Annotated in this window: 24 protein-coding genes and 3 tRNA genes; 17 read left to right on the top strand and 10 right to left on the bottom strand. The window is 53.9% G+C overall.

Features of this window, described 5'->3' with window-relative positions; all coding sequences use genetic code 11:
* Positions 1 to 25 precede the first annotated feature (25 nt).
* Positions 26 to 1549, bottom strand: coding sequence for a DUF4270 family protein (locus F1C16_RS17485; RefSeq protein ID WP_185281881.1), 1524 nt, complete (start codon positions 1547 to 1549; stop codon positions 26 to 28).
* Positions 1533 to 2345, bottom strand: coding sequence for a glycogen/starch synthase (locus tag F1C16_RS17490; RefSeq protein ID WP_185281882.1), 813 nt, complete (start codon positions 2343 to 2345; stop codon positions 1533 to 1535). The genes F1C16_RS17485 and F1C16_RS17490 overlap by 17 nt, the downstream gene beginning before the upstream one ends.
* 118 nt (positions 2346 to 2463) lie before the next feature.
* Between F1C16_RS17490 and panC the strand changes: the two genes are divergently transcribed.
* The 7 genes from panC (at position 2464) to F1C16_RS17525 (ending at position 8773) form a co-directional block, all read left to right on the top strand.
* A complete protein-coding gene (gene panC, locus F1C16_RS17495; RefSeq protein ID WP_185281883.1) occupies positions 2464 to 3315 on the top strand; it encodes a pantoate--beta-alanine ligase in 852 nt (283 codons plus the stop codon).
* Positions 3316 to 3553: 238 nt separating this feature from the next.
* Positions 3554 to 3901 carry an aspartate 1-decarboxylase gene (gene panD / locus F1C16_RS17500; protein WP_185281884.1) on the top strand — a complete coding sequence of 116 codons (348 nt, stop codon included), beginning with the start codon at positions 3554 to 3556 and terminating at the stop codon, positions 3899 to 3901.
* A 222-nt stretch (positions 3902 to 4123) separates the two neighbouring features.
* On the top strand, positions 4124 to 5176 hold the full coding sequence (locus tag F1C16_RS17505; RefSeq protein ID WP_185281885.1) for a lysylphosphatidylglycerol synthase transmembrane domain-containing protein: 1053 nt from the start codon (positions 4124 to 4126) through the stop codon (positions 5174 to 5176).
* Positions 5163 to 5651 carry a D-glycero-beta-D-manno-heptose 1-phosphate adenylyltransferase gene (rfaE2, locus tag F1C16_RS17510; RefSeq protein WP_185281886.1) on the top strand — a complete coding sequence of 163 codons (489 nt, stop codon included), beginning with the start codon at positions 5163 to 5165 and terminating at the stop codon, positions 5649 to 5651. Before F1C16_RS17505 ends, rfaE2 begins: the two co-directional genes overlap by 14 nt.
* 33 nt (positions 5652 to 5684) lie before the next feature.
* Positions 5685 to 6362 (top strand): zinc metallopeptidase, encoded by a 678-nt coding sequence (locus F1C16_RS17515; RefSeq protein WP_185281887.1) that lies wholly within the window; start codon positions 5685 to 5687, stop codon positions 6360 to 6362.
* Between the two features lie 189 nt (positions 6363 to 6551).
* The gene (locus F1C16_RS17520; protein WP_185281888.1) at positions 6552 to 7691 is read left to right on the top strand and encodes an acyl-CoA dehydrogenase; all 1140 of its coding nucleotides are present in this window, start codon (positions 6552 to 6554) and stop codon (positions 7689 to 7691) included.
* 158 nt (positions 7692 to 7849) lie between these two features.
* Complete coding sequence (locus F1C16_RS17525) at positions 7850 to 8773, top strand: AraC family transcriptional regulator (protein WP_185281889.1); 924 nt, start codon at positions 7850 to 7852, stop codon at positions 8771 to 8773.
* A 90-nt stretch (positions 8774 to 8863) separates the two neighbouring features.
* On the opposite strand, the gene F1C16_RS17530 is transcribed toward F1C16_RS17525, so the two are convergent.
* The 3 genes from F1C16_RS17530 to F1C16_RS17540 are packed head-to-tail and all read right to left on the bottom strand — an operon-like array spanning position 8864 to position 10697.
* Positions 8864 to 9628 carry a geranylgeranylglyceryl/heptaprenylglyceryl phosphate synthase gene (locus F1C16_RS17530; RefSeq protein ID WP_185284387.1) on the bottom strand — a complete coding sequence of 255 codons (765 nt, stop codon included), beginning with the start codon at positions 9626 to 9628 and terminating at the stop codon, positions 8864 to 8866.
* A 26-nt stretch (positions 9629 to 9654) separates the two neighbouring features.
* Positions 9655 to 10317 carry a hypothetical protein gene (locus tag F1C16_RS17535; protein ID WP_185281890.1) on the bottom strand — a complete coding sequence of 221 codons (663 nt, stop codon included), beginning with the start codon at positions 10315 to 10317 and terminating at the stop codon, positions 9655 to 9657.
* A gap of 5 nt (positions 10318 to 10322) precedes the next feature.
* Positions 10323 to 10697, bottom strand: a complete 375-nt coding sequence (locus tag F1C16_RS17540) for a phage holin family protein (protein WP_185281891.1) — start codon at positions 10695 to 10697, stop codon at positions 10323 to 10325.
* 151 nt (positions 10698 to 10848) lie between these two features.
* Here F1C16_RS17540 and F1C16_RS17545 point away from each other — a divergent pair, with 151 nt between their 5' ends.
* Complete coding sequence (locus tag F1C16_RS17545) at positions 10849 to 11985, top strand: DnaJ domain-containing protein (RefSeq protein ID WP_185281892.1); 1137 nt, start codon at positions 10849 to 10851, stop codon at positions 11983 to 11985.
* A gap of 54 nt (positions 11986 to 12039) precedes the next feature.
* Here the strand turns inward: F1C16_RS17545 and F1C16_RS17550 are convergent.
* A tRNA-Phe gene (locus tag F1C16_RS17550) sits at positions 12040 to 12112 on the bottom strand.
* A gap of 221 nt (positions 12113 to 12333) precedes the next feature.
* Between F1C16_RS17550 and F1C16_RS17555 the strand changes: the two genes are divergently transcribed.
* The 5 genes from F1C16_RS17555 to F1C16_RS17575 all read left to right on the top strand — a co-directional run bounded on the left by F1C16_RS17555 (position 12334) and on the right by F1C16_RS17575 (position 18557).
* Complete coding sequence (locus tag F1C16_RS17555; protein WP_185281893.1) at positions 12334 to 13710, top strand: (Fe-S)-binding protein; 1377 nt, start codon at positions 12334 to 12336, stop codon at positions 13708 to 13710.
* A gap of 156 nt (positions 13711 to 13866) precedes the next feature.
* On the top strand, positions 13867 to 14727 hold the full coding sequence (locus F1C16_RS17560; RefSeq protein ID WP_185281894.1) for a (Fe-S)-binding protein: 861 nt from the start codon (positions 13867 to 13869) through the stop codon (positions 14725 to 14727).
* A 143-nt stretch (positions 14728 to 14870) separates the two neighbouring features.
* Positions 14871 to 15362: a hypothetical protein gene (locus F1C16_RS17565; RefSeq protein WP_185281895.1), complete on the top strand. Its 492-nt coding sequence runs from the start codon at positions 14871 to 14873 to the stop codon at positions 15360 to 15362.
* 128 nt (positions 15363 to 15490) lie between these two features.
* Positions 15491 to 17428, top strand: a complete 1938-nt coding sequence (locus F1C16_RS17570) for an OmpA family protein (RefSeq protein ID WP_185281896.1) — start codon at positions 15491 to 15493, stop codon at positions 17426 to 17428.
* Between the two features lie 199 nt (positions 17429 to 17627).
* A complete protein-coding gene (locus tag F1C16_RS17575) occupies positions 17628 to 18557 on the top strand; it encodes a DUF4476 domain-containing protein (protein ID WP_185281897.1) in 930 nt (309 codons plus the stop codon).
* Between the two features lie 175 nt (positions 18558 to 18732).
* Here the strand turns inward: F1C16_RS17575 and F1C16_RS17580 are convergent, their stop codons facing one another.
* Positions 18733 to 19209 (bottom strand): DUF4293 family protein, encoded by a 477-nt coding sequence (locus tag F1C16_RS17580; protein WP_185281898.1) that lies wholly within the window; start codon positions 19207 to 19209, stop codon positions 18733 to 18735.
* Between the two features lie 96 nt (positions 19210 to 19305).
* On the opposite strand from F1C16_RS17580, the gene F1C16_RS17585 reads away from it, so the two are divergent.
* The 4 genes from F1C16_RS17585 to F1C16_RS17600 all read left to right on the top strand — a co-directional run bounded on the left by F1C16_RS17585 (position 19306) and on the right by F1C16_RS17600 (position 23995).
* A complete protein-coding gene (locus tag F1C16_RS17585; RefSeq protein WP_185281899.1) occupies positions 19306 to 20505 on the top strand; it encodes an acetyl-CoA C-acyltransferase in 1200 nt (399 codons plus the stop codon).
* Positions 20506 to 20601: 96 nt separating this feature from the next.
* Positions 20602 to 21390, top strand: a complete 789-nt coding sequence (truA, locus tag F1C16_RS17590; RefSeq protein ID WP_185281900.1) for a tRNA pseudouridine(38-40) synthase TruA — start codon at positions 20602 to 20604, stop codon at positions 21388 to 21390.
* A 265-nt stretch (positions 21391 to 21655) separates the two neighbouring features.
* Positions 21656 to 23356, top strand: a complete 1701-nt coding sequence (locus F1C16_RS17595; protein WP_185284389.1) for an ABC transporter ATP-binding protein — start codon at positions 21656 to 21658, stop codon at positions 23354 to 23356.
* Between the two features lie 114 nt (positions 23357 to 23470).
* The gene (locus tag F1C16_RS17600; RefSeq protein ID WP_185281901.1) at positions 23471 to 23995 is read left to right on the top strand and encodes a hypothetical protein; all 525 of its coding nucleotides are present in this window, start codon (positions 23471 to 23473) and stop codon (positions 23993 to 23995) included.
* 66 nt (positions 23996 to 24061) lie between these two features.
* Here the strand turns inward: F1C16_RS17600 and F1C16_RS17605 are convergent, their stop codons facing one another.
* From F1C16_RS17605 to F1C16_RS17615, 3 genes are all read right to left on the bottom strand, one after another.
* The gene (locus F1C16_RS17605; protein WP_185281902.1) at positions 24062 to 24748 is read right to left on the bottom strand and encodes an outer membrane beta-barrel protein; all 687 of its coding nucleotides are present in this window, start codon (positions 24746 to 24748) and stop codon (positions 24062 to 24064) included.
* Positions 24749 to 24898: 150 nt separating this feature from the next.
* A tRNA-Pro gene (locus F1C16_RS17610) sits at positions 24899 to 24972 on the bottom strand.
* A gap of 109 nt (positions 24973 to 25081) precedes the next feature.
* A tRNA-Pro gene (locus F1C16_RS17615) sits at positions 25082 to 25155 on the bottom strand.
* Positions 25156 to 25290 lie beyond the last annotated feature (135 nt).

Consider the following 25290-nt stretch of genomic DNA (forward strand, 5'->3'; position numbering starts at 1 on the left):
AACTGATAATGGGCGCGGAGCCCGCCTACTGCCGGTTGGAGAAGTAAACCCGGAGCTTTATATTATTAGCATTCAGCACTGCCCGGTTTAGCGATACGTTGACGGTGGGCTGATAGGCTTTCGGCAAGGCCAAGGTAGGTGAAAACAGGAAAGCGGAAGGTAACTCTCCACCCAACTGATTCAGGAGATAAGCTTGCGTGTAGCTGGTCATCAGGATGCTATAATACAGCGTAGAGGCATCTACACTGTATAGCGTACCTTCAGCCTGTGAGCCTGCTGCTGGAGAAGCATTGGAGGCTACCTGATACGATTGGCTCTGCTGATTGGCCTGATCTGCCTGCACCAAACGATTGATAGGATTCGACAAAATCGTGCGCTGGAGTATGCGGTTGTTTTCGCTATTAGCCTCATAGAGGTACGTTTTAGTGACAGCCACATCCTTCGTTGGATTATTCAACGCCTGATAACCAGGATAAGGAAAAACACTGTTGCTAAACGGCTTAACCGGTACCAATAGCTCGGCGCGGTTGATTGCTATACCGGACTGCTTGCGCAGTTCCTCCAAACCAGGAATAACCAGCTTCGTAGCCAGTCCAACACCATCCTGGATATAGGTTACTTCATTGGTAACGGCAGCAGGTACCGATTGCTTTTTGTCTGCTACTGCTGCCAGGGGGCCAGCCGCACTGAAATCGGGGGTGATTTGGGTGAAGTAGCGGGCATCGTTGTTCACGTTGCTGGCCATACGGTACACACGCCGGATAGAAGGACGAGCCGGGTCGTGGTAATAAACAGCCAGTATCGTATACGAAGGATTAATGCTGGCAACGGCACCTACATAGTCATCTGCTGGCGCCACGGCTAAGCCAGCTACGTGCGCATCGAGCTGAGCCTGCGTGAAATCCGTTTTTTGCAGCAGGGCAAACAAGCCCGTGCTGAAAGAAGCAGACTTAGCAATCCGGAAGTTCAGCGCCTGCGGAACGGTGGTCACCGTCGTAACGGTGTCGGTGGTGCTGGCTGGGGACGAGGGTTGACGCTCCCGCCGCTCCGGGCTATATGGAATAGTCACGTTGCTCAGTAACGGCGTGCTTACACTCGCGCTGGTGCTGGAGTTATAAGCCACTCGCTCGTCCAGCTTCTGTTGCAAGCCGAACACATTGAACCGGCCCGGCTGAGCAGTGGTGCCATAGGCGCGGGTATACGCCATAATGAGCGTAACCGAGTCGAGCTGTGCCCCCGCAAACGTAGCAGGCAGCGGATCGGTAGTGACTTGCAGGTTGGTATACACCCGCGCCGCTGTCACAATGCCGGTATTGTTGTCGCGCACCCTGCCCAATAGCATTTGGCTTGCATTGAGGGTAGGCAGGGAGTCCCGGCGTACGGTGTACGCCATCACGGGCAGGTCGCGGTACTCGGTCGTAGTGCTAGCGCTGCCGGGCAGCTCCACGCTGATGTTATTGGGATCTTCGCAGCCAGTTGCCATCAACAGAGCCGGTGCGGAAAGTAGGCACGCCGACCAGCGGCGCAGGGCCTTAGTTGGCCAGTTCATTATATAAATCGTAGTAAGAAGTCAGCAAATCCTGATCGGCACCCATTTGGCCAATACGGCATTTCTGCGAGTACTCGGTGAACAGCGCGTTTAGATTGTCGCTGAAATCCTCGTCCGACTTCACTACTGAATCGGCGTACTCCATGCCTACCTTGATAAAGCCGCCAAAGTCAGCCGACTTCAGCGCAGCCAGCATTTCGTCATCAATGTCCAGCATCTTAGCTTTCTCAATGATGTCCTGCCCGAACTTGTGCTTGAACTCATTGTTGTAGATGGTGAACACCGATTTGGCATCCTTGAAAATCGGGTCCTTCTTGTAAGTAGTTTTCAAGTACATCGGAATCAGGCCCGTCATCCAGTCGTTGCAGTGCACGATGTCTGGTGCCCAGCCTAATTTTTTTACCGTTTCCAGCACGCCTTTGCAGAAGAAGATAGCCCGCTCGTCATTGTCGGCGTGAAACTTATCGTTCTTATCGACCAGTACCGATTTGCGGTGAAAATAATCCTCGTTATCGATGAAATATACCTGCAACTTCGCGTTCGGAATCGACGCTACCTTAATTACCAGCGGCTTTTCCTCTTCTCCCACGGCGATGTTGATGCCGGACAACCGAACCACCTCATGCAAACGGTTTTTACGCTCGTTAATAATACCAAATCGGGGTACGAAAATGCGGATTTCCATCCCCATCTCTTGCATTCCCTGCGGCAACATGCGCAGAAACTCCGCTACCTTGGTCGTTTGCAGAAACGGGTTGATTTCCGTGGCAGCATAGAGTATTCTCAACTTAGACATAGTGGTTATGTTGGTGATTGGGAAAGGGCAACACTTTGGGATGCACAAAATTAAACAATTTTAAGCAAAATTTCAACTAATCCGGCCTGGGCATCGTAAATAGCGGGCTTTTTGTTTCATGAACATACTTTACACGGTTGCCTCCCTACTCACCCAAGTGGAGCAGTGGCGGCAGGCGGGCAAGCGCATTGGGCTGGTGCCTACCATGGGCGCCCTGCACGAAGGCCACCTGCAACTGGTGCGCGCCGCGGCGGCGGCCAACGATGTAATAGTGGTTAGCATCTTCGTCAACCCCACCCAGTTCAACAACCCCGACGACTTCCGGCTCTACCCCCGCCTGCCCGAGGCCGACGCTGCGCTATTGAGCCCAGCGGGCTGCACGGCGTTGTTCTTACCCTCCGTGGAGGAGATGTACCCAACGCCGGCCGTATTGCGGTTTGATTTTGGTGCTCTGGAGCGGGTGATGGAAGGTGCCCACCGGCCAGGCCACTTTAATGGGGTAGCCACGGTGGTAAGCAAGCTGTTTCACTTGTGCCAGCCGCATCGCGCCTACTTCGGGCAGAAGGACTTGCAGCAGGTAGCCATCATCCAGCAGCTGGTGGCCGACTTGTCGTTTGCGTTGGAATTGGTGGTATTCCCTACCGTGCGAGAAGCGGATGGGCTGGCGATGTCATCGCGCAACCGGCGGCTCACGCCGGACGAGCGGGCCGTAGCGCCGCGCTTGTACGAAGCGTTGCGCCAAGCTGCCGATCTGGTGCAGGCCGGTGCCGAACCTACTGCCGTGCAAACCGCGGTAGCTGAGTATCTGGCGGCTACCCCTGCTATTACCTTAGAGTATATAGAGGTAGCAGACGCGCAAACCCTGCAACCCTTACCAGGGCCCTGGCAACAACAGGCCGCCGTGGCTCTGTGCCTAGCAGCGCACCTCGGTAGCGTGCGCCTGATTGATAATGTAATGGTGATGAGCTGATTGTTGATGTGATGATGGGTAGAAAGCGCCTGTCATCCTTTATCTGACGTCCGCTTGCGAATGACCTTATACCAGTTGAACGATTGACGTAACAACGACTTGCTCACACGTGAGAAGATCCTTCGCTGCACTCAGGATGACAGACGATTGATATTCCCTATCTCACAACCTCTCACCGCTACCTACCATTTTTCCCTTCTGTATCTTTGCAAGATATATTCCACCCGCTTTTTCACCCATGCATATCGAGGTTCTAAAGTCGAAAATTCACCGCGCCAAAGTCACGCAGGCGGAGCTACATTATGTAGGTAGCATCACTATTGACGAGGACCTGCTGGACGCGGCTAATATGGTAGAAAACGAGAAGGTGACTATCGTGAACGTGAACAACGGGGAGCGGTTTGAAACCTATACAATTCGTGGAGAGCGGGGCTCAGGTATGATCTGCCTGAATGGTCCGGCCGCCCGCCGCGTAGCCGTGGGCGACATCGTGATTATCTTCTCTTACGCTCTCATCGATTTTGCAGAGGCACGCGCTCACAAGCCTACCCTCGTTTTCCCCGACCAGCACAACCGGTTAAGCTGAGTGGTTGCTAACCGGGCCGCCGTGTCGATGCTATACGCTTGTATGTGGTACATCAAGCCAGTTTCGAAGGGCCTTTCCACTTGAAAACGAGTCATTACTATACTATAGCAATCGTTCTGGTCTAGCAAGGTCCTTCGACACGAGTTTGATGCGCCACATGCTCAGGATGACATTCTTTTTCTGATAATTAGTAACTCGCAACTTCTAAACAGACCCGACTTGATGAAGAAACTACTCAATGTTCTGAAATACGCGCTGCTGCTGGCCTTTTCGGCGGCCATGATGTGGTATGCAGTGCGTGGGTTGAACTTGAGTAGGGTAGGCGAATCCATTCTACAAGCCAACTATTGGTGGCTGGGCCTAACGCTGGTGTTGTCGGCGCTGGGCTATTTCAGTCGAGCCTACCGCTGGAAAATGCAGATTGATGCCACCGGCTACCACCCATCTTACTGGGAGGTGTACCACGCCATGATGGTAGGCTACTTGGCCAATCTGGTGCTGCCCCGCCTGGGCGAAGTGCTGCGCTGCTCGGTGCTGCGCCGTACCAGCGGGGTGCCGGTGCAGGTAGGGGTAGGCACCATGATTACGGAGCGCATCATTGATGTGGTAGTACTAGGGCTGATTCTGGGCGCCACGCTGCTCTTGGCGTTCAACAAATTTTGGAGCTTTGCTACAGGGCTTGTAACCGACAAATACGACACGCTGGGGCAAAGCAAGCAGACGCTTATTGCGTTGGCTGTTATTGGCTTAGGGCTGGGCCTTGTCTCAGTCTATTTGTTGTGGCGTAATTTGGAACGGCTGCGGCAGCATCGGGTATTTGGCAAAGTACTCAGCTTTGTGAAAGGAATGTTAGCAGGTGTTTTCAGCATTCGCCGGATGCCACACAAGGGCATCTTTCTGCTACACACCGTCTTCACGTGGGTAGTGTACTTCCTGATGGGCTACCTGGCATTTTTTGCCTTTCCGGCCACTCAGCACTTGGGGCTGGTAGCAGCGTTGGCGGTGCTCACATTCGGCACGTTTGGAATGGCCGCCCCGGTGCAGGGCGGCTTCGGCGTATACCATGTGCTAGTACAAAGTACGTTGCTGGTTTATGGTATTTCAAAAGAAGATGGTATCGTGTACGCCTTGGTGGTGCACGGCTCGCAAACGCTTCTGGTGGTGTTGATGGGCGGCATCAGCTTCGCCCTGAGTATGGTACAATCGGGCCGGGCGGGCCGCCAGGTATCTGCGAAACCGCTGGTCGCAAGATCCCCCGCGCATGTTGTGGAGTAAAGACAAAATTCTGAGCCTGGAGGCAGCTATAGCCCAGCGCGCCGCGTGGCACGCTGAGAACCGCCGGGTGGTATTCACCAACGGTTGCTTCGACCTGCTGCACCTGGGCCATGTCGATTACCTGGAAAAGGCTAGGCATTTGGGCGATGCGCTGGTAGTGGGCCTCAACACCGACCGCTCGGTAGGGAATTTGAAGCCCGGCCGGCCGCTACAAGACGAAATGGCACGTGCCCGCATCTTGGCGTCGCTTTTGTTTGTGGATGCCGTAGTACTCTTCGATGAGCCTACCCCCCTGACCCTGATTGAGCAGCTTCAACCCGATATTTTGGTGAAAGGCGACGACTATACAATCAGTGGAATTGTGGGCCACGAAACGGTGTTACAAAACGGTGGCGAGGTACGTACCGTACCGTTGGTAGACGGGTACAGCACTACCCGTATCGTCGAACGTATCCGCCAACAGTTTCAACCCTAATGACTCTCCTGTACGATGTTCCACATAACGCCAATGTATTTCCTGATTATTCTGGCCATGGTTGTGAGTGGCCTGATTCAGTGGCGCTTGCGCAGCAAATTTGCTAAGTATGCCCAAGTAGGCCTGCAATCTAACTTGTCGGGCCGGCAAATTGCCGAGTTGATGCTGCAAGACCATGGCATCACCGACGTCCGCGTCATCTCTACCCCCGGCAAGCTCTCCGACCACTATAACCCCACCGACAAAACGGTGAACCTGAGCGAAGCCGTGTACGAGGAGCGTAGTGCCGCCGCGGCGGCCGTAGCGGCCCACGAGTGCGGCCACGCCGTGCAGCACGCCACGGCCTATGCCGCGTTGCAGTTCCGGTCGGCTATGGTGCCGATGCTCAGCTCCGTTTCCAAGTACATGACCTGGATTCTGCTAGCAGGTATTTTTATGCTCCAAACCACGGCCATACCGCTCTGGATTGGTATTGCGCTGTTTTCACTTACTACCCTGTTTAGTTTCGTGACCCTACCCGTAGAGTTCGACGCCTCGCGTCGGGCTTTGGCCTGGATTGACCGCCGGGGCATTGTAACGCAGCAGGAACACGCGATGGCAAAAGACGCCCTGTGGTGGGCAGCTATGACGTATGTAGTGGCTGCACTGGCCTCGTTGGCTACGCTGCTCTATTATGTAAGTATTGCCATGGGCGGTCGTGACCGGCGTTAAGGTAGCACGTAACCTCGCATTATACTATTGTTTAAAGGAACCCTCTGCCTATGGCGGAGGGTTTTTTAGTGCCCGTCTATTTTCTCTAAAGAAGCATAAATAGGAGAAAAATTAGGCCATTCGCCATGTCGCTAACGTTTGCGGAGTAAATTTGATGTCTGAATTCCACCCCACCCACATTACCAGAGTATGAATTTTCAACTGACCGAAGAACAATTAGCCGTACAAGCTGCTGCCCGCGATTTTGCTCAAAGCGAATTATGGTCGGGCGTGATTGAGCGCGACGAACACCAGAAGTTTCCTACAGAGCAGGTTCGCAAGATGGGCGAGTTAGGCTTTATGGGCATGATGGTCAGCCCCGAGTACGGCGGCAGCGGCCTCGATACCGTGTCTTATGTGCTGGCTATGGAAGAAATATCGAAAGTAGATGCCTCCTGTTCCGTCATTATGTCAGTGAACAACTCGCTGGTGTGCTGGGGCTTGGAGAAGTATGGCACCGAGGAGCAGAAGCAGAAATACCTCACCAAGCTAGCGTCCGGCGAGCAAATTGGCGCCTTTTGCCTTTCTGAGCCCGAAGCAGGTTCCGATGCGACCATGCAGCGCACCACGGCCGAAGACAAAGGCGATTACTACCTACTAAACGGCACCAAAAACTGGATTACCAACGGCTCGTCAGCTTCTGTGTATTTGGTTATCGCCCAAACCAATCCTGAACTGAAGCACCGTGGTATCAACGCCTTCATTGTAGAGAAAGACACACCCGGCTTTGTAATTGGCCTGAAGGAAAATAAGCTTGGCATCCGTGGCTCCGATACGCACTCCTTGATGTTTACTGACGTGCGCGTACCCAAGGAGAACCGGATTGGTGAAGATGGCTTCGGATTTAAGTTTGCCATGCAGGTGTTGGCGGGCGGCCGCATTGGTATTGCCGCACAAGCACTGGGTATTGCATCCGGTGCGCTAGAGTTGTCGCTGAAATACGCGCAGGAGCGAAAGGCTTTCGGCGTTGAAATCTCCAAGCACCAAGCCATACAGTTCAAGCTAGCCGATATGGCTACCAATATCGACGCGGCCCGCCTGCTCTGCCTACAAGCAGCCAACGACAAGGATAACGGACAAGACTACGCCAAATCAGGGGCTATGGCCAAGTTATTCGCATCCAAAACTGCTATGGATACGGCTGTGGAAGCAGTACAAATCCATGGAGGATATGGCTTTGTGAAGGAATATCACGTAGAACGCTTGATGCGCGACGCGAAAATCACGCAGATTTACGAGGGAACTTCCGAGATTCAGAAAATTGTAATCTCACGCGAACTATTAAAATAACTATATATGTTGTCTAATTTTGAGATTTATTGTACAAAACTTAGTGATGTTAAGTTTTTGTTTTCGTTTTTGTGAATTTTTATATGTTTATTTGCATTGTCTAGAAAAAGACCTACTTACGTCTGGTATTAACACAATATAGCACCTCCCCCTAAGAAATGGAAGATTACAATAAAGTGATTGAATCACTGGGAGTTCGTTACATCAAAGCGAAAAATCTGGTATTGCAGCAGCCCTTCACTGTTCGTAATTCCTATGATATGGGGAACAACCTTATTCTATTACATAAGGGCCGCATCGCTTTTGGTGATGAGGAACAAGTGATAGAAGAAGGCGAAATGTTGTTTATTCCAGGTGGTCGGGCTACACGGGTAAGTTATGGCCAGAGCGGCGGTAAGCTCATTAGCAACGACGACCTGATTACCAACAAAGACAAGTTCTTTCATTCCAACTCTGACCTCGACCTGATTGGTGACGCTGAGGAAAGCCACAGCTTTGTGAGCTTTGAAGCCAAGGTGTTTGACTCGGTTAACTTCTTCTCCTCGCTGGATGTACCGGCTTTCGTTATTTCCAACAACTCCAAGTTGGCCAATTTGGTCATCAAGGTAGTAGAGGAAAGCCTACAGGACCTTCCCGGCCGTGAGCGACTGATTACGATTTACACCGAGAATATCGTAGTGGAAATCGTGCGTTACATCCTGAAAAACAAGATGTTCGTGGAGCAGCTCGCTACTAACAGTACCTACTTCAAGGATCCGCGCCTCATTGACCTGTTCAACTATATCAAGGAGAACATCGGCGGCGACTTGTCCAACAAGGTACTTTCGGGCGTGGCAAACGTGAGCGAAGATTACGTGGGCCAGTACTTCAAAATGCTGACCGGTATCAATCCGCAGGACTACATCGAATACCAGCGCATGGAGCGCGCCGTGTTCCTGCTGCGTACCACGAAGAAGAGCATCCGCGACATCGGCAAAGAGGTAGGCTACAAGGATACCGCGTATTTCTGCCGTCGTTTTAAGATGATGTTTGGTATTCCCGCTGGTAAGATGCGCCGCCGCGAGTCGGCTATGAACATCTAATTACAGATTTTATCGAAGATTATCATACAAACAACAGTGCCCGGTCTTAGACCGGGCACTGTTGCGTTATAGGGGTAAGGATTTAAGGAATCACTCTGCTAGTGCCGCGTTGAAACTGTGCACGAGTTGAGCCATTTCAACTAAGAACCCTGGGTCTTTTTCAATCTGATTGCCTACCACCAACACATCGGCGCCAGCAGTGAAAGCGGCGTGTGCTTTCTCGGTGGTATTGATGCCTCCGCCTACAATAAGCGGAACATCTACGGCTGTTCGCACGGCGCTAATCATGGCTGGTGTGATGGGGTGGAGCGCGCCGCTGCCCCCATCCAGAAAGATCAGCCGAAGACCTAATTGTTCGCCTGCCATAGCGGTGCAGGCCGCAATGGCAGGCTTGTCGTAGGGTAGGGGAGTGGTACCACTCATGTAGCTAGCGGTGGTCTGCCGGCCAGTATCTACCAGCATATAGCCAGTAGGCAGGATTTGCAGCCCACTCTGCCGAAGCGCAGGCGCGGCAATAATGTGCTGCCCGATAAGAAACTCCGGATTGCGGCCCGAAATCAGCGACAACAGCAAAATTCCATCGGCTTGCGCGTCTAGGTGCAGGCTATGGCTTGGAAACAGCACCACAGGCACCGGGCTACGGTGCTTTATAAAACGAATGAGGGTAGCCTGGTGCGTTGTCGTCACCAAGCTACCGCCCACAAAAAAGTAATCTATTGGATGTTGTTCACTTAGCGTTAGCAACCGCTCGCAACCTGCTTGGTCTAGCTGGTCAGGATCGAGAAGTACGGCCAGCGCCTTCTGGCCGCGCAAGCGACGGGTTACAAACGTATCATATAGCGGGTCGAGGCGCATGCGCGTCGTCGTCGTGAAAGGTAAAGTCAATATCCCGAACTTCTGGCTCGGAAGAAGTGGCAAGGTCGGGATTTTTGACCATAGGCAAGTATTCTCCTACCTTTTTTCGCAGCGTAGGCCATTACCACAGCCGTGGCTTGTGCCATCAGCATCTTGCCGGTATCTGATTTCAGAAAGGCTTGCACGCCATCGGCAACGATGGACGTGAAGCCTGAATCTTCCTCTTCAGGTTCTGGGGCGTGGTAGTTGGGCGCGGCGAATTGGGTGGGCCGTGGTGGAAGCGGGGGAAATGGATCGGCTTCGGGCGCGTCGGTGTGGTATACGTCGGGAGCCAGTTGGGCCGGACGACCGTGGCTATGCGAGGCCGTAAGCGGTGCGCTGCCAAAGCCCAGATCGTCGCTTACAGCGCCTACCCCCAGCGGAGCGCCAGACTTTAGACGCTTCTTTTTCTTTCGGTTTTTGGAACCTGTGCCCAGCTTTTTGGCCGATGACTTGCTGCTACCAAATACCTTGCTCAGCAGCCATACGCCACTGGCTACCCCTGCCCCAATAAGCGCAATTTTGCCTACTTTCTGGGTTTTAGCTTTGATTTCCTCGACGTCGCCCATCAGGGCACGCTCGTATTCCAGTTTCTGCCGCTCCAGAAACTCTTTTTCGTTTTCGAATAACGGATTATGTAGCTCAGCCATGCGGATTATGCTTGACGCTTATCAGATTTGTAGATCGTGTTATCCAGCAGCTTGTCGGCCACTCCTTGAAACACTTTTTTATCGACGCCGACCAAGAAGATGATGAGCAACAATAGGTAGAAACCTGCCACAATGCCGAAGCCCCAGAACGGACTATCGAGCGCCGAGTTGAGCGCCAGGCCGGCAAAAACACTCACGAAAATGAGAAAAAACAGGCCAATTACGGCCAGCGTAATGCCATGAGCCGCGCCCACAAAGGCTGTTTTTGCTTTCTCCTGGGCTTCTAGCCGAAGAATATCGATACGCGTATCGAGGTAGCCTTTCAGATTGCCGAAAAGGCTATCGTTGTGGGGTGTTTTAGCGTCGTTGTTGAAGGCCATACGGCGGAAAGAAAAGATGGCAGATGGGTAAAGCTAGTAGCAAAACGCTGATTTAGCCGTTAGGAAAGCGGATCAGCCAAATGGTTTGTCATACGCAAAAGCAACTATCACGTCTGAGTTTTGCGTTATTTTTACTGATAACTCCCGCACTTTGAGTCAGAATCACTATCACGTACTGGGCGTAGCGACCACTGCTACGCCCCAGGAAATAAAAACGGCATACAAACGCTTGGCAGTGCGATATCATCCGGATATGCACGGCGGGAGTGCACAGTTCGAGGAGGAATTTAAAGCCGTGGCGGCCGCCTACCAAGTGTTATCGGACCCCGGCCGTCGTGCTACCTACGACCATCAACTGCGCATGGCCGTACGCCGGGCCGAGGAGCAGCGGCGTGCCCAGCACTACCGGGCGCACAGCCAGCACGTGTACGGCGTGCCCATGCCGCCGCCCGCCCCCCTGCGTACCCGCCCACCCGCCGGCTCCGCTGAGCGGTACTACCGTCCCATTCCCAAGCGCCGCCGTTTCACCCGCCGCGACTGGTGGCTCCTGACAGGTTTTATTGTGGGGCTGGTGCTGTTTTGCGTATCAGTGAAAGTGACGCTGGATTATGTGTCGGCTACCCGCAACTACCGCTATGGTCTGCGTGCCTATACCAACCGGCAATGGAAAATTGCGCGCAGCTATTTCACGAGTGCTATTGCTTTTCGTCCTACCTACGCCGCGGCACACCGGCGCCGGGGCGAGATTGAGCACTACATCAACCACAATTACGCCGCTGCCCGGGCCGACTACCAGGTAGCGCTGGCGGAAGAGCCAACAGGGAAAGGCGCAGCTGCTTTGTGGGCGCGGCTGGGGCAGTGTGAGGTGCAATTAGGGCTTTCGCAAGCCGCTGCTATTAGCCTTACCCGCGCGCTGCAACAAGACTCTTTGCTGAGCGATGCCTACCTGCTACGGGGTGAAATCCGGCTATTTGAGCAACGGCAGTTTGCAGGTGCCATCCAGGATTTCTCTACCGGCTTGCGACAACGAACCGCCGCGGGCTGGTCGGTAGATGTGAAGCCCCTAACCTATCGCGGGCTAGCTTACTACAAGCAAGGCAACTACGCCGCCGCCCGTACTGACTACCGGCAGGTGCTGCTTATCACTCCGCAGAATGGGCAGGTGCATTTCCTATTGGGGCGGTTGGCACAACAGGAAGGCAATACCGGGGCCGCGTGTGAATTTTTTCGTCGCGCCGTGCGGTTGGGATATCTCTATGCTTCGGAGGCAGTGCAGGAGTGTCAGTAACAAACCCATATTAACGAAAAGGCCTTTCTGCTCAGCAGAAAGGCCTTTTCGTTGTGGTAACAGTTGGAATCGAACCAACGACACCAGCATTTTCAGTGCTGTGCTCTACCAACTGAGCTATGTTACCAGCTTCCCGGTAGCGCTGAGCGCCTTGGGAGGCACAAAAGTAGTAAAGAGATTGAGGAATACAAGCGCTGATAAAAAAAATATGCTTGAGTGGTTTTCGTGGGCGAGTTTGCGTACTCTAGAACCACTAACATCGTGCGGCCGAAAAATCTTTCCAGCGAAAAGGGTAAATTTGTTAGGCATAACGAGTATTTTTCGGTCCCACCAATTCCACTCTATCCCGTGACCATCCAGAACATTATTTTTCTTCTCGTTGTCCTCGCCGGCTTTGGGCTGTTTGCGTGGCAGGTGCGAAAGATTCGCGCCAACATCTCTCACGGCCGCGACCGGGATATGTCCGGCGACGTAGGCGAGCGGCTTAAGAAAACATTGCTTGTGGCCTTCGGGCAACAGAAGATGTTTAAGCGCATCACGCCGGCGCTGCTACACCTCATCGTGTATGTTGGTTTTCTGGTCATCAATATCGAAGTCATTGAGATTGTTATTGATGGTTTATTCAACACACACCGGATTCTAGGTTTTACGGGTGGGTTCTACAACGCGCTGGTTGCTACCAACGAGGTGCTGAGTGCCCTGGTTATAGTTGCTGTAGCCGCGTTCTGGTGGCGGCGCAATCGGAGCGAGCCCGTACGGCGCTTCCGCGGTACCGAGATGCGCGCCTGGCCTAAACTCGATGCCAATCTTATTCTCTACATCGAGGCAGCGCTGATGCTGGCCTTGTTCCTAATGAACACCGCTGACCTGAAGCTGCATCAGGTAGAGAATGCCTATCTGCCGGGCGTCTACCCTATCAGCGGCTTTCTAACGGGTCTGCTACCGGATAACACTGCTACACTACTCGTGCTGGAGCGCATAGGCTGGTGGGTGCACATTGTAGGCATCTTGTTGTTTCTAAACTACTTACCAAGTAGTAAGCATTTCCACATTATCATGGCTTTCCCGAACGTATACTTCTCGCGGCTGATGCCGCAGGGGCAGTTCTCGAACGTGGACAGCATCACGCATGAGGTGAAGGCCATGATGGACCCCACCTACCAAGTACCTACCCCCCCGGCCTCGGAAGGTGCCGAAGCAGCCCCTACTACCTTCGGGGCAAAGGATGTAAACGACCTGGCTTGGACCAACCTGTTGCACGCCTATTCCTGCACAGAGTGCGGCCGCTGCACCTCGGTGTGTCCGGCTAACCTGACGGGCAAGCTGCTTTCGCCGCGTAAAATCATCATGGACACGCGCGACCGGATGGAGGAGAAGTACAACTCGCCCCTCATTTTCGATCCGGCGCTCTACGGCCCCGCTGCCAAGCATGAGCCGCAGGAACAGCTCGATAAGGAAAACCACACGCTGTTGCGCGGCTACGTGACGCCCGAGGAGCTGTGGGCCTGCACTACCTGCAATGCCTGCGTGGAGGCTTGCCCAGTTAACATTAATCCGCTAGAAAGCATCATTGAGATGCGCCGTTTCCTGGTACTGGAAGAGTCGGCGGCGCCCAACTCGTTGAACGTGATGTTCTCGAATATTGAAAATAATGGTGCGCCTTGGGCCTTCTCGCCCTCCGACCGTTTTAACTGGGCCGATGAGTTGTACGTGGCAGAAAAATAGCCGCTTGCTATTGTCTACCAACTGTTAGCGCCAGTAGCTAACAACGGACGAAATCAATCTTTCTCTAAAAAAAAAGAATAGCTGACAGCCCTTAGCTAACAGCTTCCCAACCATATGGCTGAACAAACTGCCAAACGCCAGATAAACGTACCGTTAATGTCTGACTTCGCCGCCCGTGGCGAGGAACCCGAAGTGCTGTTCTGGGTAGGCTGCGCCGGTGCTTTCGACGACCGGTACAAGCGCGTAACCCGGGCCTTTGTGCGCATTTTGGAGCACGTGGGCGTGAAATACGCCGTGCTGGGCATGGAAGAAACCTGCACCGGCGACCCCGCCAAGCGAGCCGGCAACGAGTTCCTGTTTCAAATGCAGGCCATGCAGAATATCACCACGTTCGAGGGCTACAACGTGAAGAAGATTGTGACGGCCTGCCCGCACTGCTTCAACACCATCAAAAACGAGTACCCGGCGCTGGGCGGCAACTACGAAGTGATTCACCACAGCACCTTCTTACAACAGCTCATTGATGAGGGTAGGGTGAAACTGGAAGGTGGCGAGGCGTACAAAGGTCGGCGTATCACCTTCCACGATTCCTGCTACCTGGGCCGCGCCAATAACATCTACGAAGCGCCGCGCGCCGTGCTCGAAGCCCTAGATGTCGACTTGGTAGAGATGAAGCGCAGCAAAGCCAACGGGCTATGCTGTGGTGCCGGCGGTGCCCAGATGTGGAAAGAACCTGAGCCCGGTAAGAAAGACGTCAACATTGAGCGCACCGAAGAGGCTCTGGCTACCCTCGACGGCAACGCCGAAGCGCTGGCCCGCATCCAGGGCAAGGAAAGCGGCAACGAAGGCGCTACCCCTACTCCCAAGCAAAACGACCAGGGTAGCATCATTGCTGTGGGCTGCCCATTTTGCATGACCATGATGGCCGATGGCGTGAAAAACAAAGAGCGCGAAAATAACGTGCAGGTGTTCGATCTGGCTGAGCTAGTAGCTTCAGCCGAAGGCCTAAACGCGTAGATTGTCGTTCTGCGCAGCAAGCAGAATGATCAGAATGACACCCCTCTTTCACAGCCCCGACGGAACTTCCCGCCGGGGCTGTTACTTTGTCAATAAAAACAAGCGGTATACGTTATAGAAATACCGTTTTTGCTACTTCGCTTATGTACGTTTCTTTCGACCAACTACCGCCCGAGGCGCGCATCTGGATATACCAGGCCAACCGGCCTCTGACCGATACCGAGCTAGCGCGTGTGCAGCCCGCTCTGGCGCAGTTTGCTACCGCCTGGACCAGTCACGGCCGCACCTTGCACGCCTCGGCTGCTATTCTGCATCACCAGTTTTTGGTTATTGGCTTGGATGAGGCCGTAGCTGATGCCAGCGGTTGCTCCATTGATGCCTCCGTGCGGTTTGTGCGCGACCTGGAAGCCGCTTTGGGTGTGGAGCTACTAGAAAAATCACGGCTGGCGTTTCTGGTCGATGGCGAGGTGCGCTTGCTTGATCGGCGTGAGTTGCGCACGGCCGTAGCCGAAGGCCAGCTCCGCCCCGATACGCCCTACTTCGACAATACCATTGCCCGGCACGCGCAACTGGCACAGGCGTGGCCCGCACCGGCTGCCGAAACGTGGCTGGCGCGGTATTTTGCGGGGAAATAATGCGAAAGTAAAGCTGTGAGGCGTTGGGCTGCATCCGCGCTATTTACCCCAAAACCTAGTATACTTGTCTAAGCCGCGCTAACCGGCCGGCTTTCCTCCCTTATTTCTTGCCTACCGGCAATCTATCCATGCGAAAACTTATTTACTTGTGTGCTGTAGCCGGTTCGGCGGGATTATTGGGTGGCTGCGCTACGGCGGGCGGTGGAAGTAAGGCCGATAAGCGTTTCACGCGCGGCGAATATGAGCCAGCTATTGAGTTGTATAAGAAGGACTTGGCGAAAGGCCGTAATGCGGGTTACGCCAATTTGCGTATTGCCGAATCGTATCGCCTCTCGAACCGCATAGGGGAAGCGGAACCGTACTACAAAGCTGCCCTCGATGCTAAAGTGCGTAGTGCCGATGCACCGTTTTATTACGCATCAGCCCTGAAAACCAACGGCAACTACGACGAAGCCGCGCAGCGCTTCACAACCTACGCCGAAAATGGCAGCAACCGCACGCTGGTAGCCCGCGCCGAGTTGGAAGCCAAAAACAGCAAGCTGAGCCAAGAGCTAGCCGCTACCCGAACCCGCGACGAGGTGCAGCCCGTGGCCCAACTGAATTCGCCGTCTTCTGAGTTTGGCGCTGCTTTCATGCCCCAAACCAAGGAACTGATATTTGCGTCGGGTAGGGAAGGGAAAACGTATTTGGGCAATGGCTTAGGGTTTAACGATCTGTATGCCATCAAGTTCGACGACGAGAATGCAATGAGTGGCGGCACTGTGCGCAAGTTGGCCGCCCCTATCAACACTGCCGACATGCACGAGGCCAGCGCCACCTACACGCCCGACGGGCGCTTTATGGTGTTTGCGCGCTCCAACAACGGTACCAAGAAGCAGGCGAAACTCGGTTTGCAAAGCGTTGACTTGTATATGTCGGCCTACCAGAACGGAGCCTGGACGGAGCCGGAACTGGCGCGGGGTCTCAACAGTCGCTCGGCCGACGACTTTTCGCCCATGTTCTCGCCCGATGGCAAAACGCTCTATTTCGCCTCCAGCCGTAGTGGCGGCCAGGGCGGTACCGATCTGTATAAGGCGGAGCTAAGCGAAAATGGCCGTTTCTCACCACCCGAAAACTTGGGTGAGCAAATCAACACGCCCGGCAACGAAAGCTTCCCGTCCGTGGCACCCGATGGCTCGCTCTACTTCTCCTCTGACGGGCATGCCGGCTTGGGTAAGCTCGATATTTTTGTGGTAGAGAAAGGCAAAGTGAAGAACCTGGGCGCGCCCATCAATAGCCCCAGCGACGACTTCGCGCCCTACCTACTCACCAATAGCACAGGCCTGTTTGCATCGGACCGCAGCGGCGGGCAGGGCGCCGACGACCTCTACTCCTTCAAGCGCAATATGTTTAAGGACGTGGTCTTCTTCGTAGATGGTACTGTGCAGGCGCGTCCGGCCAAGGGTGGTGCCGTGCAACCCCTTGGTGGTGAACCGGTAGCAGTATATGCAAAGGGGCAAAAGTTGCAGGACGTGACGGCCGACGCCAACGGTAAATTCAGCCTGAAGCTGGATTCGGCTACGGCCTACTCGCTGGTGGCCGAGCGCACGGGCTACTTCACGGCCCGCCAAGGTGTGACGACGGTAGGCAAGCGCCCCCCGCAAGACCAGCTCACCAACGACCTGACGGAGATTCGCATACCCGTGACGCTGACGCTGACGGAGATTGTGAAGAACAAGGCGATTGTGGTCGAAAACATCTTCTACGACTATGACAAAGCGAACATTCGCCCTGATGCAGCCGTGGAACTGGATAAGCTGGTAGAAACGCTGACGGACAACCCAAAAATCACCATCGAACTCAGCTCCCACACCGACTCGCGGGGTAAGGATGCCTATAACCTGGCCCTTTCGCAACGCCGGGCACAGTCGGCCGTGGACTATATTATATCGAAAGGGATTGAAGCAAACCGGGTGACGGCCAAGGGCTACGGCGAAACTCGACCCGTCATCAAAAACGCCAAGACAGAAGCCGAGTATCAGCAGAACCGCCGCACCGAGTTCCAGGTGACGCGAATTGCAGACTAGTAGGTAAACTGCTCATTATCAGAAAAAAGTCTCGGCAAATTGTCGAGACTTTTTGTATTTTAGGTCAGCTGTAAGACAGGTAGAGCCACGAGGCAGCCGCAAAAAAAGAAAGCTGGATTTGGCACAATACTTGGCTTTTATAGAACGTAATTGTTTTGCAGTCTGCTTTCTCTTCTCTCCTCCTCTGTTCTCTACTGCCATGAAAAAGCTCTTATCTGCTTTTGCTTTGCTACTGCTCCTGTTGCTAGGTGGAGAGCTACGAGCGGCGCCAGCTGTAGTTAACTTCTCGTCGGAGCGCGGCGTGGCGTTTCAGTTGTTTTTTGATGGTCGCCCGCTCACGCAGCCCGGCGCCCGCGCCGTGCGCATCGACCGCCTGACGGCGGGCTTTCATTGGGCCGAGTTTCTGATTCCGACCGGCTACGGCCGGGTGGTGGCCTACCGCACCCGCGTGTTCCTCGACCCTGGCTTGGAAAGCAGCTATGTGCTGCTGGCTCGCCCCGGCTATGGGTTGCAGCTGCGCAAAGTGGCGGAAGCGCCCATCCGACGCGGGTATGCTATCGGGGAATCCGTTCCCTACCCACCCGCCACGCCCTACGGTCAATACTCCGACGACTACGGCTACCGTCGCAACGACAATGCGTACCCAAATGCTAGCCCCGCACCGCAGCCAGTACCAGGCGCGGCCTACCCCGGCGGCCACGGCTACCCTCCGAGTACAGGCAACCAGCCCAACAATTCGTACCCGACGCCCAATGCTCCCTACCCTAACCAAGCAGGTAGCCCTACCCCTAACTACCCCAGCAGCGGCGGCTACAACAACGCCACCCGCTACCGCTCCCTCACGCAGACAGAAGTAACAAACCTCGCCGAGTCGATGCAGCGCACAGCTTCCGACGAAACTCGCCTGAGCCTAGCGCGCCAAACCATCAATCAAACCAGCATTCAAAGCAACGACTTGGTACGTCTGCTTCAGACGCTCAGCATGGAAGGCTCCCGCTTGGCACTAGCCAAATATGCCTACCCCTATGTAGCCGACCCCCAAAATTTCAGCCGCGTCTACGACGTCTTCGATTTTGAAGCCAGCATTCAGGAGTTGCAACGCCTAAGCGGTGATATGCAACGGCCGTGAGATAAGTAGGAAACCGTTAGGAATGACATAGACGTAATAAACAAGGGCTTCCGCGCATCGCGGAAGCCCTTGTTTATTACGTCTATGTCATTCCTAACGCAGCGAAAAATCTGGATTTATATACCTGTTGCCCAGATTCCTCGCTGCGCTCGGAATGACAACCGTTACTCACCACTTACCGCAGGCGGTCCATGCTACGCACCAGTTGCTCGTCGCGGCGGATGAAGCGGTTGGCCAGGATGTTCAGCAGTAGCGCGAGGGTAGGAAGGTAGAAGCCGGCATGAAAACTGCCCGTAAGCTTCAGGTTCAGCATTTGCTCGCCCAGGGTAGAGTAGTAATAGCTGGTGCCAATGGTACCGAGCATGAACAATAGGTTCAGCAGGCCCAACTGCAACTGCCGCAAACGGCTGCGATACTGGAAAATCTCGATGAAGGCTATAGCCGCTGCGGCCGCTGCCAGCGCCGCAATCGGCCAGGCGCTGGTGGAGACGGACATACCGGGGTCAGAAGGAACATAGCCTAGTTCAAAAGCCGTGAGCACAAGGTGCTGCCCGGTGGTAGGATCAGTTTTGCTCCAAATAGGCAGAAATAAAACGCTGCCCATCGCCAGGGCCAGCAAAAGCAGGAATACGCTTTGAATTCTTTGTATCATCTTTGTAGTTGAACAGTTTTGGGCGGGTGCTAACAGGTACCGAAGCCGCAAAAGTAGCCAACAACGACCGGAATAACCGCACTTCCAACCCTTCTGATGTCCCAAGCATATATCGTGGACGCTGTCCGCACCCCGATTGGTAAATTTGGCGGCGCACTTAGCAGCGTCCGCCCCGATGATATGGCCGCGCACGTACTGCGCGAGCTGATGCGCCGCAACAAAAGCATCGACCCCGCCGCTATTGAAGACGTAATCATGGGCGCCGCTAACCAGGCCGGCGAAGACAACCGCAACGTGGCCCGCATGGCTGCTCTGCTGGCTGGTCTACCCCTGTCGGTGCCCGGCAACACCGTAAACCGCCTCTGCGCCTCGGGTTTGCAGAGCATTATGGATTCGTTCCGCGCTATTCGGGCCGGCGAGGGCGACGTGTACCTGGCGGGTGGCTCTGAGAACATGACGCGCGCTCCCTTCGTGATGGCGAAATCCGTCACGGCGTTCGGCCGCGATTTCACCGCCCACGATACTACCCTGGGCTGGCGTTTCGTGAACCCCAAGCTCTCAGCCATGCACTTGCCCTATACGATGGGCGAAACTGCTGAGCACGTGGCTGCTAAGTACGGCATCACGCGCGAGGAGCAAGACCAATTTGCCTACGATACGCAACGCAAATACAAGCGCGCCTACGAGAAAGGATGCTTCCGGAAGGAAATTGCGCCCGTATTCATTGCCCAGCCTAAAGGCGATACGGCGCTGTTTGATACCGACGAGCACCCGCGCCTGTCGAGCATGGAAAAGCTGGCTGCTCTAAGGCCGGCGTTTATTGAGAATGGCACCGTAACGGCCGGCAACTCGGCAGGCATCAACGACGGTGCCGCCGCCGTGCTGGTAGTAAGCGAAGAAGCCCTGAAGCGCTATGACCTGAAGCCGATGGCCCGCATTGTGGCGTCGGCCGTGGCGGGCGTCGATCCGGCCTACATGGGCATTGGGCCGGTACCGGCTACCCAGAAAGTGCTTCAGCGCGCTGGGTTGACGATGAATGACATCGACCTGATTGAGCTGAATGAAGCCTTTGCGGCCCAAAGCATTGCCTGTATGCGCGACTTGGAGCTGGACCCGGCCAAAGTCAACGTTAATGGCGGTAGCATTGCCATTGGGCACCCACTGGGCTGCGCCGGCGCCCGCATCACAGCCACACTGCTGCACGAAATGCAACGCCGCGAAAACGTCCGCTACGGCCTCGTAACCATGTGCGTAGGGGTAGGGCAAGGTGCTTCGGCTATTTACGAGAAGCTGTAACTGAGTCGGTTTTTGGTTGGTTGTTGTTGGTTTTTGGCCAGAGGAACACCTGTTTGTAGATAGCCAAAAACCAACAACAACCAACCAAAAACCACGTTGCGCTACTTTCTTCACCTCGCCTACGATGGCACGCGCTTTCATGGGTGGCAGATTCAGCCGGGTACACTCACGGTGCAGCAGGAATTAGACCGATGCCTGTCGCAGATATTGCGACAGCCAGTGTATTCGCTGGGCAGCGGCCGCACCGACTCAGGGGTGCACGCCAGCCACCAGGTAGCGCACTTCGACGCGGAACTGCCCGAGGGCCTCGACCTTGATACGCTACTTTACCGCCTCAACCGCGCCCTACCTGCCGATATGCGGGGCTACTTGGTGCATCCGGTTCCGCCCACGGCGCACGCCCGCTTCGATGCGCGGGTGCGTACCTACGAGTACCACGTGCGCCTTGTGCCCGACCCGTTTGCGGCTCCCCACGCCCTCTACCTCGACCGTTCTCCCGATGTAACGGCTATGAACGAAGCCGCCGCCTACCTCATCGGCGACCATGATTTTACGAGTTTCTCTAAGGTAGGAGGTAGCGAAAAGCACTACCGTTGCCTTTGCTACGAGGCCGGTTGGCACCCCACGCCGGGTGGTGTAATATTCCGCATCCGGGCCAACCGGTTTGTGCGGGGTATGGTGCGGCTGGTAGTAGGCACCTTGCTGACGGTAGGCAAAGGCAAGCTGACACCCGACGAGTTTCGGGAAGTTTTTCAGTCGTTGAATCGAGTGCACGCCAGCGGCGCAGCCAAGGCGCAGGGGCTGTTTTTGTGTCGGGTAGAGTATCCAGCCGGGTTGGTGCCTACGGAGTTGCTACCTACAGGCCTGCCGTATTTTGCGGGGTAGGGCAATCATCTGTCATCCTGAGCAGAGCGAAGGACCTTCTCATGCCAGAACGACGGTTATAACAACGACTCGTTCTAGCGTGAGAAGGTCCTTCGCTCCGCTCAAGATGACAGACGTATTTACCTTCATACATAGCAACGCATAACCTTCCCCGTATACTACTGGTTAGCTAATCGATTCCCCTTCAAGTTTATATTCCGTGGAGCAAACCACTACTGCCACCAAAACCGGCAATATCTTCGATTGGCAGGTGCTGAGCCGGCTGATGGCGTACGTGCGGCCCTACCGGCGCGTATTTTATTTCCTCATCTTCCTGACGGTTGCCACGGCAGCCTTGGGTACGCTGCGACCCTTTTTGATCCAGAAAATGGTCGATGTCAGCATCGACCAGGGTGATATGACGGGAGTGAACCGCATGTTTATCTGGTTGATTGTTTTGCTGGTAGGACACACGCTGGTGAGCTATCTGCAAACCTACTACGGTGGCTGGCTGGGTCAGTACATCGTGCGCGACATCCGGGTAGACCTCTACAAGCACATCCTCGATCTGCGCCTGAAGTTTTTTGACCGTACGCCCATCGGGGTGCTCGTAACGCGCAATATTTCCGACGTAGAAACACTGTCCGATGTGTTTAGTGAAGGGCTGGCAGCCATGATTGGCGACATTTTGCAGCTGGTGTTCATCATAGCCTTCATGTTTTACATCGATTGGCGCCTGACGCTGGTGAGCTTGTCCGTGATTCCGCCGCTGCTGTTCAGCACTTATGTATTCAAGGAGAAGGTAAAGAAGTCGTTTCAGGAGGTGCGCACGGCCGTGGCTAGCCTGAATTCCTTCGTGCAGGAGCACCTCACGGGAATGAGCGTGGTGCAGATTTTCAACAACGAGGCTCGCGAGCAACAAAAGTTCGAGAAGATCAACCAAGAGCACACCCGCGCCAACATCAGGTCTGTTCTGTACTACTCAGTGTACTACCCCGTAGCTGAGGTGCTGGGCGCCGTAGGTATCGGCCTGCTGGTATGGTATGCAGCGCAAGGGCAGATTGAGGGCACGATAACTAAAGGAGCACTGATTGCCTTTATTCTGTATAATAGCCTGTTCTTTAGGCCAATACGCCAAATTGCCGACCGCTTCAATACGTTGCAGCTCGGCTTGGTAAGCACGGAGCGTCTGTTGAAGCTGCTGGACAGCAAGGAGCTAATTGCCGACAACGGCAACTTCCTGCCTACTACCCTGCGCGGCGACGTCCGCTTCGACCACGTGTGGTTTGCCTACAACGAGGAAAACTACGTGCTCAAAGACATCAACTTTGAGGTAAAGGCCGGCCAGACCATCGCCTTCGTAGGCGCTACCGGCGCGGGCAAAACCAGCATTATCAACCTGCTCTCCCGCTTCTACGACATCAACAAAGGCACCATCAGCATCGACGGCCACGACCTGCACGAATACGATCTGAAGGCCCTGCGCCAGCAGATTGGGGTAGTGTTGCAGGACGTGTTCCTTTTTGCGGGCTCCATCGCCGACAACATCACGTTGGGCAACAAGGATATTACGGAAGAGCAAATTTGGGAAGCTGCCGAGCTGGTGGGTGCCCGTCGCTTTATTGAGCGCCTACCCGGTGGCCTGCACTATCAGGTAATGGAGCGTGGTGCTACCCTCTCCGTAGGCCAGCGACAACTGATTTCCTTTGTGCGCGCCATGGTTTACCAGCCGCGCATTATTATTCTGGACGAGGCCACTTCCTCCGTTGATTCGGAGACGGAAGAGTTGATTCAGGAAGCTATTGACAAGCTGATGGAAGGCCGCACGTCGCTGGTCATTGCGCACCGCCTCAGCACCATCCAGAAAGCCGACCGCATCATTGTGCTGGACCGGGGCGAAATTCAGGAATCTGGTACGCACGAGGAGCTGTTGCGGCGTGGTGGCTTCTACGCCCAACTCTACCAGATGCAGTATGTAAACGAATAGTATAGCTGTCCTTCTGAGCTTGCAAAGGATCCTATCATGTAGCAATGGCCCAATCTCATCTGATAAGATCCTTCACAGGCTCATGATGATATTTATCCTTCTCATTCACCTTCTATGACTCGTTGGCTTTTCTTAGGGTTGTTACTTGTGTCGCTAAGCGTGGCTGTGTGGTATGCCTACCTAGGCGGTTTCCGCAGCCCAGATGTGCAGCTCAAGACCACTACCCAACCCATTTATTTAGCTGGTCGCTATTTTGAGGGCAAAGCAAATAGCACCGAGTTTGGCCCACTATTTCGGCAGGCCCAGCAAGTGCTCGACAATGGCCAGCTACGTGGCGCGCTAGGCAACATCTACTACAGCGACCCAGAAGCATCCGACGATACCGTACGCGCCTTTGTAGGCCTGGTGGTAGCCGATACCACCTCCCAACAGTTGCCCCCCGGCTACCGCTACCGCACGTTCCCGGCGGGCCAGCGCGTGGTGCAGGCCCGCCTAAACGCCAGCTACATGGTAGCGCCGGATAAGCTGTACTCCGGCGCGAAAAACTTTATGCAAGAGCAGAAACTGACTTCGGCTAAAATCTATTTGGAGCAGTTTCCCGCTGATGCACCAGCCGAGGTAATGGCTGTGGTGAAATGACAAGCATCGCACAAGAAAATGCCCCGACAGTATATACTGTCGGGGCATTTTCTTGTGCGATGCTTGTTAACTGCGACCTAAATAGATAGACCCTCCTATAAATAAAGAGCTTAAACCAAAGTTTGTATATAAAGAACTATTAGACCATTTAAATCCATCCTTTTTCTGCGTTATACGATCATAACTCAAACCGTTTACAGATATTTCTATGCCTAGTTTCTTAGTAGGAAAAAACGTAATACCTGGAGATAGATTAGCATAAAATCCTTGTGAACGACCATTGTAAGAATATACCGAATTGCTATAATTACTATAATCAGAAAAATAGTTGTTTTTATATCCTGCTCCAAATTGTCCGAATAAGGCAAATTTATCTCCTATGAATTTGTAATAACGCGCAACGGGGCCCAGGGATACTATGCGTTCTTTTCTGCTACTGTTGCGCTCGTAGTTCTGATTTGAATCAGCAAAACGCCCAGATTCAGCTTGTTCAGAGTTGCCGAAACTAACACCTGTATTTATTCCTATGGATAAATTGTCGCTTATGAAATAGCCTACAATAGGTTGAATGTTCAGTGAGGAGGTAGTGTAATTGCTATTTATCCCTATAGCTGTTGGTGGTATCTCATTTTTAACAGATGACCTTACGTAATTAAGCGCACCTCCTATTGAGACAGTACCAGCAGAAATTTGAGAATACGCATTGAGCGAAGCTATACTAAGTAGAGCCCCACTTAGAATTATTTTTTTCATAACGAAGAAAATTTAGTGAATATGTGCTGCTGCTAACGGTGTCGTAAAGCACATATTGTATAATATATTTATTTATATATTTTGAAATAAAAAAGCCCGCTAAGCACAAAGCTTAGCGGGCCGTTTATTTTAGCTGGAATCAAAGAAAAGTCGGGGTGGCAGGATTCGAACCTACGGCCTCGTCGTCCCGAACGACGCGCGCTACCGGGCTGCGCTACACCCCGAGTTGCTGGTGCAGCCTGAGCACACAGCGTATCAGGAAAATTTTCGCTATCGGCCGAAAAAAGCCGCCGAACCAAAGTCCAGCGGCTTTTCGAGCCGTAAGCTCTTCTGTCGGAGTGGCAGGATTCGAACCTACGACCTCCAGCACCCCATGCTGGCGCGATACCAGGCTACGCTACACCCCGATAGAATTGAGCTGCAAAGGTAATAGAAGATTTGATATCACTGCAATTTTTGAAAGGAAATAAATGCTTGTTTTTACATCTGAAAGCAAAGTATCTAGCGATGGGTTGGGAATGAGGTAGTTAGAGGGTAGCTAT

The sequence above is a fragment of the Hymenobacter sp. NBH84 genome (assembly GCF_014217645.1).
GTDB lineage: Bacteria > Bacteroidota > Bacteroidia > Cytophagales > Hymenobacteraceae > Hymenobacter > Hymenobacter profundi.